8 protein-coding genes are annotated in these 13,902 nt (G+C 62.1%); all 8 read right to left on the minus strand.

Annotated features, from left to right (window positions below; translation table 11 throughout):
* Nucleotides 1-83 (minus strand): GTP-binding protein (locus tag ACFTOW_RS19020; RefSeq protein WP_236549664.1); only part of this gene is annotated, 83 nt, incomplete at its 3' end.
* An 85-nt stretch (nucleotides 84-168) separates the two neighbouring features.
* The gene (gene fusA / locus ACFTOW_RS19025) at nucleotides 169-2,292 is read right to left on the minus strand and encodes an elongation factor G (protein ID WP_379918723.1); all 2,124 of its coding nucleotides are present in this window, start codon (nucleotides 2,290-2,292) and stop codon (nucleotides 169-171) included.
* A 24-nt stretch (nucleotides 2,293-2,316) separates the two neighbouring features.
* Nucleotides 2,317-2,787, minus strand: coding sequence for a 30S ribosomal protein S7 (rpsG, locus tag ACFTOW_RS19030; protein ID WP_024809819.1), 471 nt, complete (start codon nucleotides 2,785-2,787; stop codon nucleotides 2,317-2,319).
* 12 nt (nucleotides 2,788-2,799) lie between these two features.
* A complete protein-coding gene (gene rpsL, locus ACFTOW_RS19035) occupies nucleotides 2,800-3,171 on the minus strand; it encodes a 30S ribosomal protein S12 (protein ID WP_109385713.1) in 372 nt (123 codons plus the stop codon).
* 278 nt (nucleotides 3,172-3,449) lie between these two features.
* On the minus strand, nucleotides 3,450-4,295 hold the full coding sequence (locus ACFTOW_RS19040) for a glycosyltransferase (protein WP_379918726.1): 846 nt from the start codon (nucleotides 4,293-4,295) through the stop codon (nucleotides 3,450-3,452).
* On the minus strand, nucleotides 4,292-5,188 hold the full coding sequence (locus ACFTOW_RS19045) for a DMT family transporter (protein ID WP_379918728.1): 897 nt from the start codon (nucleotides 5,186-5,188) through the stop codon (nucleotides 4,292-4,294). The genes ACFTOW_RS19040 and ACFTOW_RS19045 overlap by 4 nt, the downstream gene beginning before the upstream one ends.
* Before the next feature lie 122 nt (nucleotides 5,189-5,310).
* Nucleotides 5,311-9,555, minus strand: a complete 4,245-nt coding sequence (rpoC, locus tag ACFTOW_RS19050) for a DNA-directed RNA polymerase subunit beta' (protein ID WP_379918730.1) — start codon at nucleotides 9,553-9,555, stop codon at nucleotides 5,311-5,313.
* A gap of 107 nt (nucleotides 9,556-9,662) precedes the next feature.
* The gene (rpoB, locus tag ACFTOW_RS19055; protein WP_379918732.1) at nucleotides 9,663-13,805 is read right to left on the minus strand and encodes a DNA-directed RNA polymerase subunit beta; all 4,143 of its coding nucleotides are present in this window, start codon (nucleotides 13,803-13,805) and stop codon (nucleotides 9,663-9,665) included.
* Between the last annotated feature and the right edge of the window lie 97 nt (nucleotides 13,806-13,902).

A 13,902-nucleotide genomic window follows, 5' to 3' on the forward strand; every position in this document is an offset into this window, starting at 1 on the left:
AGCGTCGTCTTGCCGTGGTCAACGTGACCGATCGTGCCGATGTTCACATGCGGCTTGTTACGTTCAAACTTTGCCTTTGCCATGATGGCCTCCTGATTGTCGTGTGGGTGGTGGGGTCGGACCCCACCCTACGGTGGTGGGTAGGGCGGGGTTCACCCCGCCATCCCGTTATGCGTATTTCGACTGGATCTCTTCCGAGATGTTCTGCGGCACCGGATCATAATGCGAGAACTGCATCGTGAACTGGGCGCGGCCCGAAGACATCGACCGCAGCGTGTTGATATAGCCGAACATGTTGGCCAGCGGCACGTTCGCGTCGATCGCGATCGCATTGCCGCGCGGTTCCTGACCCGAGACCTGCCCGCGCCGCGACGTAAGATCGCCGATCACGTTGCCGGTATATTCTTCGGGGGTCACGACCTCGACCTTCATCATCGGTTCCAGCAGCTTGGCCCCGGCCTTGCGCAGACCTTCGCGCATTGCCATCCGCGCCGCGATTTCGAACGCCAGAACGCTCGAGTCCACGTCGTGGAACTTGCCATCGACCAGCGCCACCTTGAAGTCGATCACCGGGAAGCCCGCCAGCGGACCGGAGTCCATCACCGACTTGATGCCCTTTTCCACGCCCGGGACGTATTCCTTGGGCACGGTGCCGCCAACGATGCGCGATTCGAAGGAATAGCCTTCGCCCGGCGCTGTCGGCGAGATGATCAGCTTTACCTCGGCGAACTGACCCGACCCACCCGACTGTTTCTTGTGGGTGTAGGTGTGTTCGACCTCGTGGCCGATGGTTTCACGATAGGCCACCTGCGGCGCACCGATATTGGCTTCGACCTTGAACTCGCGCTTGAGACGGTCAACCAGAATGTCCAGGTGCAGTTCGCCCATGCCCTTCATGATCGTCTGACCCGATTCAAGATCGGTTTCGACGCGGAAGGACGGGTCTTCTGCTGCCAGACGGGCCAGACCCGCCGACATCTTCTCCTGGTCACCCTTGGTCTTGGGCTCGACCGCGATCTCGATCACGGGATCGGGGAAGGTCATGGTTTCCAGAACCACCGGCGCCTTGGGATCGCACAGCGTGTCCCCCGTGGTGGTGTCCTTCAGACCGGCCAGCGCGATGATGTCGCCGGCAAATGCCTCTTCGATCTCTTCGCGGTTGTTCGAGTGCATCATCATCATGCGACCGATGCGCTCTTTCTTGCCCTTGGTCGAGTTCAGCAGGCTGTCGCCCTTTTTCATCTGACCCGAATAGATCCGCGTGAAGGTCAGCGAGCCGACGAACGGGTCGTTCATGATCTTGAACGCCAGACCAGCAAAGGGCATCGAATCGTCCGCACGGCGGGGAATGTTGCGCTCTTCGGTCTCGTCATCGGGGCTGAAGCCCATGTAATCGACCACGTCCAGCGGGCTGGGCAGGTAGTCGACAACCGCGTTCAGCAGCGGCTGCACACCCTTGTTCTTGAACGCCGAGCCGCACAGGACAGGCACGAACTTCATGGCCAGGGTGCCCTTGCGGATCAGCTGGCGCAGGGTCTTCACATCAGGCTCTTCGCCGTCGAGATAGGCCATCATGGCCTCGTCGTCCATTTCGACGGCGTTCTCGATCAGCTTGGCACGCCATTCGGCGGCCAGCTCCTGCAGGTCTTCGCGGATCGGCTGACGGGTCCAGGACGCGCCCAGATCCTCACCCTTCCAGGTCCATTCTTCCATGGTGACCAGGTCGATGATGCCTTCCAGCTCGGTCTCGGCGCCGATCGGAATCTGGATCGGGGCCGGGATCGCGCCGGTGCGGTCTGCGACCATCTGCACGCAGTTGAAGAAATCGGCGCCGATCTTGTCCATCTTGTTGACGAACACGATGCGCGGCACCTTGTAACGGTCGGCCTGACGCCACACGGTTTCGGTCTGCGGCTCGACGCCCGCGTTGGCGTCCAGAACGGCAACCGCGCCGTCAAGAACGGCCAACGAACGCTCGACTTCGATGGTGAAATCGACGTGGCCGGGCGTATCGATGATGTTCATGCGGTACTTGACATCGTCGGTGCCTTCGGCAGACGGGTCTTCCTGCCACTGCCAGAAGGTGGTGGTCGCCGCCGAGGTGATCGTGATGCCGCGTTCCTGCTCCTGCTCCATCCAGTCCATGGTGGCCGCACCATCGTGCACCTCACCGATGTTGTGGGACTTGCCGGTGTAGAAAAGGATACGCTCCGAGCAGGTCGTCTTGCCTGCGTCGATATGCGCCATGATACCAAAGTTGCGGTACCGTTCGAGGGGATAATCGCGTGCCATTTGGCCTGATCCTTCGGGTCTGAATTACCAGCGGTAATGGCTGAACGCTTTGTTGGCGTCGGCCATCTTGTGGGTGTCTTCGCGCTTTTTCACGGCAGAGCCGCGCGACTGAACCGCATCCATCAGCTCGCCTGCAAGGCGCTCTTCCATGGTGTGTTCGTTTCGCGCGCGCGAGGCGTTGATCAGCCAGCGGATGGCCAGGGCCTCGCGGCGTTCGGGGCGCACTTCGACGGGCACCTGATAGGTGGCACCACCAACCCGGCGCGAGCGGACCTCGACCGACGGCTTGATGTTGTCCAGTGCTTCATGGAACACCTCGACCGGGGCGCGCTTGATCTTGCCTTCGACACGCTCCAGCGCGCCATACACGATCCGCTCGGCGACCGATTTCTTGCCGGCCAGCATCAGGTTGTTCATGAACTTGGTGAGAACCCGATCACCGTACTTGGCATCGGGCAGGACTTCGCGTTTTTCAGCGGCGTGACGACGGGACATCTGTTGATCCTCTTACTTCGGACGCTTCGCGCCATATTTCGAACGGCGCTGCTTACGATCCTTGACGCCCTGGGTATCCAGAACACCGCGCAGGATGTGATAACGCACACCGGGAAGGTCTTTGACACGGCCGCCACGGATCAGGACAACCGAGTGTTCCTGAAGGTTGTGGCTTTCACCGGGAATATAGCTGATGACCTCGTAGCCGTTGGTCAGGCGCACCTTGGCAACCTTACGCATGGCCGAGTTCGGCTTTTTCGGTGTCGTGGTATAAACTCGTGTGCAAACGCCCCGCTTTTGCGGGTTCCCTTCAAGGTGAAGGGATTTGGAGCGTTTCACTTTGGGCTGCCGCGGCTTGCGGATCAGCTGTTGGATCGTTGGCATTCGGTCTCTTTCCCCGTCTATCAACACATGTGTCAGCGCGGGCATCCCCGCAGGTTTCTGTCCAATCTTCACCTTGCGCGTCCACAAAGCGAAAAGACCGCCATCGTTCCCATTCCGAGGTGAACGACGCGGTGAGCTTCCAGAGGATCGGGGCACCAATAGCCCGGATCGTGGCCACTACGATTTTGATATCGGCAAAGGGGAGACCCCGAGCCGGATGTGGCGCGTATAGGGGGAGTCGTTGGGGTTGTCAACAAGCCGCTGATGCTTCCGGTCACTCAACCGCCATGCAACAGGCGCAACCATGCCGCCTGCGCCCCGGGCAGGTCAAACGCAAACCTCTCGTGCAGGGTCTGTGGCAGTTTGGCCTCGTCATGCCAGGCCTCTTCGGCATTGTGCGGGCTGTGTGCCACGCTGCTGTCGTTGCCGCCATGCGCCCCGCGCAGGTACATCGGCACCTTGGGAAAGGTCACCGTCGGGATGCGCTTCCACATTTGGGCATGGTTGAAATCCAGCAGGCTCTGATCGCTTTGCGGACGTTGATAGACCACCAGCGCGGGCGTCCAGTAGCGCGTGGTCACCGGTTGCAGGGTGATCCCGTCATGTTCGGTCCGCAAGATGTAGCCGCGGTTGAAATCCAGCGCCAGCTTGCCGCCCGACCGGAACAGCGCCTTGATCCGGGTGAACATGTCGCGCGTGCGTTCGATGAAATCCACCGCCACCGCGTCATCGTCATCGATGCGAAACTCGGCCACAGCGCGGGCGTCGCCTTCGCGCGACTCCTGCATCACGCGGCGGCAGATCTCCTGATGCGGTTGGCCCTCGGGGGCAAAGACCGGCCTGATCTGCGGGATGTCTGCGATCAGGTTCAGCACCCGCCCGCGCGCCTCGCCCGGCAACCGATCGCCCATCAGAAGGATCACGGTGAAATCCGGGTCGGTCTGCGCGCGCAGCGGCGGCAGCACCACGTGCTCCAGATAAAACAGCCGCAACTCCAGCCTTGCGGGATCATACAGATCCGCCCGGATCGCCGCCAATCCGCCCTTGGCATCACGCTGGAACGCACCGGGGGCCGAAGGATAGTTCCACCGGCACAGCCCCAGCGCCTGCACCCGCAGGCTCATGCCTTCAACCTGCCGCGCCGGACCAACTGGCCTTCGCGGTACAGCGTGAATATCCCCATCCCCACCACGATGGCCGCGCCCAGCAGGGTCAGCGGCTCGGGCCAGTCGCCGAACACCAGCCAGCCCAACACCAGCGCCCAGATCAGACCGGTATAGCGGAACGGCGTGACAAAAGCGATTTCGCCCACCCGCATCACCATGATCGAGGACAGGTAGCCGCCGATCACCATCACCGACGCCGCCAGCACCAGCAGGGCTGCGTTCAGATCCAGCGCGGCCCACTCGTCCAGCACGCTGCCCAGACCGAAAAACGCCATCACCGCCCCCGAGGTCAGGAAGGTGACCAGCAACGACGGTGTCTCGGCGCTCAGCTTGCGGGTGGACAGGTCGCGCATGGTCACGAAACACACGGCGATCAGCGCATAGAGGGAATAGAGCGTGAACCCCTCGGTCCCCGGCCGCACGATCAGCATCACGCCCACCAGCCCGATCAGGATCGCCCCCATTCGCCGCCAGCCCAGCGGCTCCTTGAACACCAGTGTCGCTGCCAGCGTGACGATCAGCGGCAGCGATTGCAGGATCGCGGTGACATTGGCCAGCGGCATGTTGAACAGCGCGGTCAGAAAGAAATAGGCCGCGCCCACTTCGGCCACCAGCCGCAGGGCGACCAGTCTCCAGTCGCGGCGCGGGATCGCCCGGGCAAAGGCCCCCATCCGCCAGGCCAGCACACCCACCATCACCGTGGTCAGCAGCCCGCGCAGAAACAGCAGCTGGAACAGCGGCAGGGTGCCCGCCAGCATCTTCACGAAGGTGTCGTTGAGGGTAAAGGCGGCCATGCTGGCCATCATCAGCAGCGCGCCCTTGAAATTGTCGCTCAGCCCCGCCGCTGTCATCGCCCTGCCCCCCTCCGTCACATGCTGTGACGAAACACCGTATCGCCACGAATGAAAAGCCCCGCCCAAAACAAAAAAGGCCCCGCTGATGCGGGGCCTTTCGCGTGTCACTCAGGCTGCGATCACTCGCGGCTTTCCGGCGTTTCCACCAGGTTGTCGAACCCGTCGCCACCGATCACGTCGTCGTCCTTGACCGGAGCGGCCAGCGCCGCTGCGGCCTCGGCCTCTTCGCGGCGTGCCTCGATCACGATGCTGTCGCGACCCTGTGCGATCTGGCGCACGCGCTGGGTTGCCCCACCCGTGCCCGCCGGGATCAGACGGCCCACGATCACGTTCTCTTTCAGGCCCACCAGCTTGTCCACCTTGCCCTGAACCGAGGCTTCGGTCAGCACGCGGGTGGTTTCCTGGAACGACGCCGCCGAGATGAAGCTGCGCGTTTGCAGCGACGCCTTGGTGATGCCCAGCAGGATCGGCTCGCCCGAAGCGGGGCGACCGCCCTTGGCCTCGGCCTTGGCATTGGCCTGATCCAGCTCCTGCTTGTCCACATGCTCGCCCTTCAGCAGGGTGGTATCCCCGCTGTCCGAGATTTCGAACTTCTGCAGCATCTGGCGCACGATCACTTCGACATGCTTGTCGTTGATCTTCACACCCTGCAGACGATACACGTCCTGCACCTCGTCGATCATGTAGTTGGCAAGCGCCTCGACACCCATGATGGCCAGGATGTCATGCGGCGCGGGATTGCCGTCCATGATGTAATCGCCCTTCTGGACGAAATCGCCTTCCTGAACCGGGATGTGCTTGCCCTTGGGCACCATGTATTCCACCGGCGACAGGCTGTCGTCGGCAGGCTCGATGGTGATGCGGCGCTTGTTCTTGTAGTCCTTGCCGAACCGCACATAGCCGTCGATTTCCGAGATGATCGCGTGATCCTTGGGGCGACGCGCCTCGAACAGTTCCGCCACCCGCGGCAGACCGCCGGTGATGTCCTTGGTCTTGGCCCCTTCGCGCGGAATACGCGCAACCACGTCGCCCGCGACGACCTCCTGACCTTCCTCGATCGACAGGATCGCATCCACCGACATCGGATAGGTCACCGGGTTGCCCGCATCGTTGCGCACCGGCTCGCCGTCTTCACCGACCAGGATGATCTCGGGCTTCAGCTCGTTGCCCTTGGGGGCCGCGCGCCAGTCCATCACGATCTTCTGGGTCATGCCGGTGGCGTCATCGGTCTCGTCGCGCACGGCGATCCCGGTGACAAGGTCCACGAACTTGGCCGTGCCCGACTTTTCGGCGATGATCGGCAGGGTATAGGGATCCCATTCGAACAGCTTGCCACCACGGATGACCTTGTCGCCCTCCTTGACGAACAGCTTGGAGCCATAGCCGACCTTGTGGCTGGCCCGCTCGACGCCGTTGTCGTCCTGGATCACCAGCTTCATGTTCCGGCCCATCACCAGCATCTCGCCCGAGGCGTTTTCCAGGATCTGCGCGTTCTCGAATGCGATCACACCCTCCTGGCTGGCTTCAAGGAAGGACTGCTGACCACCCTGTGCCACGCCGCCGATGTGGAACGTCCGCATCGTCAGCTGCGTGCCGGGTTCACCGATCGACTGCGCCGCGATGATGCCCACCGCCTCGCCGGTGTTGACCATCGTGCCGCGCGCGAGGTCACGACCATAGCACATGGCACAGACGCCATCCTCGGCCTCGCAGGTCAGCGGGCTGCGGATGCGCATGGTCGGCACGACCGCCTCTTCGACCATATCGGCCAGACGTTCGTCGATCAGCGTGCCGACGGGGAACAAAAGCTCGCCGGTGGCGGGATGGATCACATCTTCGGCCGCGACACGGCCCAGAACACGTTCGCCCAGGGTCGCCACGACCTCGCCATCGTTGATCGCGGGCTCTGCCGTGATCGACCGGTCGGTGCCGCAGTCACGCTCGCGCACGATGCAATCCTGCGCCACGTCCACCAGACGCCGCGTCAGATAGCCCGAGTTCGCGGTCTTGAGTGCCGTGTCCGACAGACCTTTCCGCGCGCCGTGGGTCGAGTTGAAGTATTCAAGAACGGTCAGACCTTCCTTGAAGTTACTGATGATCGGCGTTTCGATGATGTCGCCGTTCGGCTTGGCCATCAGGCCACGCATGCCGCCCAGCTGCTTCATCTGCGTGACCGAGCCACGCGCACCCGAATGCGCCATCATGTAGACGCTGTTGGGCTCGCGCACCGATCCGTCCTCGTCGCGCTTTTCCGACGAGATGGTGGTCATCATCGCCTCGGTGACCTTGTCGTTGCACTTCGACCAGGCATCGACGACCTTGTTGTACTTCTCACCCTGGGTGATCAGGCCGTCCATGTACTGCTGTTCGAAATCCTTCACCTGATCGCGGGTCTCATCCACGATCGGCCACTTGCTCTCGGGGATGACCATGTCATCCTTGCCAAAGCTGATCCCGGCCCGGAACGCTTCCTTGAAGCCCAGTGTCATGATCTGGTCACAGAAGATGACGCTCTCTTTCTGACCGCAATAGCGATAGACGGTGTCGATGACCTGCTGCACCTCTTTCTTTCGCAGCAGACGGTTGACCAGATCGAACGGCGCCTTGGTGTTCAGCGGCAGCAAGGCCCCCAGACGCACCCGGCCCGGCGTGGTGTCGAACCGGGTCCAGACATCGTTGCCCTCTTCATCGATCTGCTTGACGCGGCACTTGATCTTGGCGTGCAGATGCACGGCACCGGCGTTCAGCGCATGTTCGACCTCTTCGATCGAGGCAAAGGACATGCCCTCGCCCTTCATGCCCTCGCGTTCGATGGTCACATAGTACAGACCAAGGATCATGTCCTGCGACGGCACGATGATCGGCGCGCCGTTGGCAGGCGACAGAACGTTGTTGGTCGACATCATCAGCACGCGCGCTTCCAGCTGCGCTTCCAGCGACAGAGGAACGTGCACGGCCATCTGGTCGCCGTCAAAGTCGGCGTTGAAGGCCGAACAGACCAGCGGATGAAGCTGGATCGCCTTGCCTTCGATCAGAACGGGTTCGAACGCCTGGATGCCAAGACGGTGCAGCGTGGGCGCACGGTTCAGCATGACAGGATGTTCGCGGATCACCTCGTCCAGGATATCCCAGACCTCGGGGCGCTCCTTTTCCACCAGCTTTTTCGCCTGCTTGACGGTGCTCGACAGCCCCTTCGCCTCAAGCCGCGAATAGATGAACGGCTTGAAAAGCTCCAGCGCCATCTTCTTGGGCAGGCCGCACTGGTGCAGCTTGAGTTCCGGCCCGGTCACGATGACCGAACGGCCGGAAAAGTCGACGCGCTTGCCCAGAAGGTTCTGACGGAAGCGGCCCTGCTTGCCCTTCAGCATGTCCGACAGCGATTTCAGCGGGCGCTTGTTGGCCCCCGTGATCACCCGGCCGCGACGGCCGTTGTCGAACAGCGCATCGACGGATTCCTGCAACATCCGCTTTTCGTTGCGCACGATGATGTCGGGCGCGCGCAGCTCGATCAGCCGCTTGAGACGGTTGTTGCGGTTGATCACCCGGCGGTACAGGTCGTTCAGGTCGGACGTCGCGAACCGGCCGCCATCCAGCGGCACCAGCGGGCGCAGCTCGGGCGGGATGACCGGAATCACGGTCATGATCATCCATTCCGGGCGGTTGCCGGATTCCAGGAAGGATTCAACAACCTTCAGGCGCTTGATGATCTTCTTGGGCTTCAGCTCGCCGGTCGCTTCCTTCAGATCGGCACGCAGCTGATCGGCCTCGGCTTCCAGATCGATATTGGCCAGCATCTCGCGGATCGCCTCGGCGCCGATATTGGCGGTAAAGGCATCCATGCCATAGGCGTCCTGCGCATCCAGGAACTCTTCTTCGTTCATCAGCTGACCATAGGACAGATCGGTCAGACCCGGTTCGATCACCACGTAGTTCTCGAAATACAGGATGCGTTCCAGATCGCGCAGGGTCATGTCCAGCATCAGGCCGATGCGCGAGGGCAGCGACTTGAGGAACCAGATATGCGCGACGGGCGATGCCAGCTCGATATGGCCCATCCGCTCGCGGCGGACCTTCTGCAGCGTCACCTCGACGCCGCATTTCTCGCAGACGACGCCGCGATACTTCATGCGCTTGTACTTGCCGCACAGGCATTCGTAATCCTTGATCGGGCCAAAGATACGCGCGCAGAACAGACCGTCACGCTCGGGCTTGAACGTACGGTAGTTGATGGTCTCGGGCTTCTTGATCTCGCCATAGGACCACGACAGGATCCGCTCGGGCGACGCCAGCGAGACCTTGATCTCGTCGAACACCTTGGGCGGGGTCAGCGGGTTGAACGGATTGTTTGTGATTTCCTGGTTCATCTTCAGATCCTTGAATTCGGGCTGGAAAGAGGACAGGGGGCCGAGATTTTTCGTCCGAAAAATCTCGCGCGCCCCGCGGTGATCCGCGTAAATTTTCGCACGAAAATTTACGCTTGCTCGTCCTCCTCAGCGTCCAGGAGTTCCATGTTGAGGCCCAGACCCCGGACCTCCTTGACGAGAACGTTGAACGATTCCGGCACGCCGGCCTCGAAGTTGTCCTCGCCTTTCACGATGCTTTCATAGACCTTGGTGCGGCCTGCCACGTCATCCGACTTGACCGTCAGCATTTCCTGCAAGGTATAGGCGGCCCCGTACGCTTCCAGCGCCCAGACCTCCATCTCGCCGAAACGCTGACCGCCGAACTGCGCCTTGCCGCCCAGCGGCTGCTGGGTCACCAGGCTGTATGGCCCGGTCGAGCGCGCGTGGATCTTGTCATCCACAAGGTGATGCAGCTTGAGCATGTACTTGACGCCCACGGTCACCGGACGGGCAAACTGCTCGCCCGTGCGACCGTCGAACAGAACCGACTGCCCCGAGGTGTCAAACCCCGCGCGCACCAGCGCGTCGTTGACATCGGCCTCCTTGGCCCCGTCAAACACCGGCGTTGCGATCGGCACACCGCGTGTCACGTTGCCTGCCGCCTCGATCAGCGTCCCCTCGTACATGCCGACGATGCCTTCTTCGTACACATCATCGCCATAGGCCAGGTGCATCGCCTCGCGCACCGGAGTCAGGTCACCGGTGCGGCGATAGTCCTGCAACGCCTCGTCGATCTTGATCCCCATGCCGCGCGAGGCCCAGCCCATGTGCGTCTCGAGGATCTGCCCGACGTTCATGCGCGACGGCACGCCCAGCGGGTTCAGACAGATGTCGACCATGGTGCCATCGCCAAGGAACGGCATGTCCTCGATCGGCACCACCTTGGAAACGACGCCCTTGTTGCCGTGCCGGCCCGCCATCTTGTCGCCCGGCTGCAGCTTGCGCTTCACCGCGACAAAGACCTTGACCATCTTCATCACACCCGGCGGCAGATCATCGCCCCGGCGCACCTTTTCGACCTTGTCCTCGAACCGGGCATCCAGCGCGCGTTTCTGCACGCCATACTGCTCGTGCAGGGCCTCGACGATCTTGGCCGCGTCCTCGTCGGCCAGCGCCAGTTGCCACCACTGGCCCCGGCTCAGGCTGCTCAGCAGGTCTTCGGTCACTTTCGAATTCGGCCTGACGCCTTTCGGCCCCTTCACCGCGACCTTGCCCAGGATCATGTCGCGCAGACGGGCATAGATGTTGCGATCCAGAATCGCCATCTCGTCGTCGCGGTCACGGGCAAGACGTTCGACCTCTTCGCGCTCGATCTGCAACGCACGCTCGTCCTTTTCGACGCCGTGGCGGTTGAATACCCGCACCTCGACGACCGTGCCGTAATCGCCCGGCTTGACCCGCAGCGAGGTGTCGCGGACGTCGCTGGCCTTTTCGCCGAAGATCGCGCGCAGCAGCTTTTCCTCGGGCGTCATCGGGCTTTCGCCCTTGGGTGTGATCTTGCCCACCAGAATGTCGCCCGGCTCCACATCGGCGCCGATGTAGACGATGCCGGCCTCGTCGAGGTTGCGCAGCGCCTCTTCGCCCACGTTGGGAATGTCGCGGGTGATCTCTTCCGGCCCCAGCTTGGTGTCACGGGCGGCAACCTCGAATTCCTCGATATGGATCGAGGTAAAGACGTCGTCGCGGGCGATCCGCTCGGAAATCAGGATCGAGTCCTCGTAGTTGTAGCCGTTCCAGGGCATGAAGGCGACGATGATGTTCCGGCCGACGGCCAGTTCGCCCAGATCGGTCGAGGGGCCATCGGCGATGACCTCGCCCTTCTGGACGGTGTCACCCACCTTGACCAGCGGACGCTGGTTGATGCAGCTGTTCTGGTTGCTGCGCTGGAACTTGCGCATGCGGTAGATATCCACCCCCGCATCGCCCAGTTCCAGATCCTCGGTGGCCCGGATCACGATCCGCTGCGCATCGACCTGGTCGATGATGCCCGCACGGCGCGCCATCACGGCGGCGCCAGAGTCGCGTGCCACGACCTCTTCGATACCGGTACCGATCAGCGGTGCCTCTGCGGTCAGCAGCGGCAGCGCCTGACGCATCATGTTCGACCCCATCAGGGCGCGGTTGGCGTCGTCGTTTTCCAGGAACGGAATAAGCGAGGCGGCGACCGACACAAGCTGCTTGGGCGACACGTCGATCAGATCGACGCTTTCGTTCGGGGCCAGCGTATAGTCGCCCGACTGGCGGGTCGACACCAGATCGTTGACGAACTTGCCGCCCGCGTCCAGGTTTGCGTTGGCCTGCGCGATGGTGTGGCGCATTTCCTCGGTGGCGGACATGTAGTGCACTTCATCCGTCACCTGCCCGTCCTTCACGACGCGGTAGGGCGTTTCGATAAAGCCGTACTTGTTGACCCGCGCAAACGTGGCAAGCGAGTTGATCAGACCGATGTTCGGGCCTTCCGGCGTTTCGATCGGGCACATCCGGCCATAGTGGGTGGGATGCACGTCGCGCACCTCAAAGCCCGCACGCTCGCGGGTCAGACCGCCCGGCCCAAGCGCCGACAGGCGGCGCTTGTGCGTCACTTCGGACAGCGGGTTGGTCTGGTCCATGAACTGCGACAACTGCGACGAGCCGAAGAACTCGCGCACGGCGGCAGCCGCCGGCTTGGCGTTGATCAGGTCCTGCGGCATCACCGTGTCGATCTCGACCGACGACATGCGCTCCTTGATGGCGCGCTCCATCCGCAGCAGGCCGACGCGATACTGGTTCTCCATCAGTTCCCCGACCGAGCGGACCCGGCGGTTGCCCAGATGGTCGATATCGTCGATGTCGCCCTTGCCGTCACGCAGCTCGGTCAATGCCTTGATGCAGGCGACGATATCTTCGCGATCCAGCGTGCGCTGGGTGTCGGGCTTGTCCAGCGCCAGACGCATGTTCATCTTGACCCGGCCCACGGCCGACAGGTCGTACCGCTCGCCGTCAAAGAACAGCGTGTTGAACAGCGCGCTGGCCGCATCGACGGTCGGCGGCTCGCCCGGGCGCATCACGCGGTAGATGTCCATGAGCGCGGTATCGCGGTTCATGTTCTTGTCCATCGCCATGGTGTTGCGGATGTAGGGGCCGACGTTGATGTTGTCGATGTCCAGAACGGGGATCTCGGTGATCCCGGCATCCACCAGATCCTTGACGGTGCCACCGATCAGGGTGCCATCCTTGTCATATTCCAGCGTCAGCTCGTCACCGGCCTCGACATAGATCGCGCCGGTTTCCTCGTTGATCACGTCGCAGGCCACGAACTTGCCCACGATATGCTCGAACGGCACCAGCAGGTCGGTGACCGCGCCCTCGTCCTTCAGCTTCTTGACCGCGCGCGGCGTGATCTTCTTGGTGGCCTCGGCGATCACCTCGCCGGTCGCCGCATCGATCAGGTCGAACGTCGGACGCGTGCCACGCACACGGTCGGGGAAGAACTTGGTCACCCAGCCCTTGCCCTTTTCCAGACGGTAGGTCACCTGATCGTAATAGGCGTTCATGATGTCTTCCTGATCCAGCCCGAGAGCATAGAGCAGGGTCGTCACCGGAAGCTTGCGGCGACGGTCGATGCGCGAATAGACGTTGTCCTTGGCGTCGAACTCGAAATCCAGCCACGAGCCGCGATAGGGAATGATCCGGCAGGTGAACAGCAGCTTGCCCGAGCTGTGGGTCTTGCCCTTGTCATGGTCAAAGAACACGCCCGGCGAGCGGTGCATCTGGCTGACAATCACACGCTCGGTGCCGTTGACGACAAAGGTGCCGTTGGGCGTCATCAGGGGCATGTCGCCCATGAACACGTCCTGCTCCTTGATGTCCTTGACCGACTTCGCGCCGGTGTCCTCGTCCACATCGAACACGATCAACCGCAGCGTCACCTTCAGGGGCGCGCTGTAGGTCATGTCACGCTGCTGACACTCCTCGACGTCGTATTTCGGCTTTTCCAGCTCGTACTTCACGAATTCAAGCACACTGGTTTCATTGAAATCCTTGATCGGGAACACCGACTGGAACACGCCCATCAGGCCTTCGCCGTCCGTCGGCTGCGGCTGATCACCGGATTTCAGGAAGAGATCGTACGAGGATTTCTGAACCTCGATCAGGTTCGGCATTTCCAGCACTTCGCGGATTTTACCGAAATATTTGCGCAAACGTTTCTGGCCAAGGAAGCTTTGAGCCATGTGTAAGGTCGCCTTTCGTTTCTCATCAAGCGCCATAGCCGTCGGGCCCCGGCCATGCGCCTATCCGAAACAGGGGATTCACGATCAATGCCTGGGC

The organism is Lacimonas salitolerans (assembly GCF_042677865.1).
Taxonomy (GTDB): Bacteria; Pseudomonadota; Alphaproteobacteria; order Rhodobacterales; family Rhodobacteraceae; genus Lutimaribacter; species Lutimaribacter salitolerans.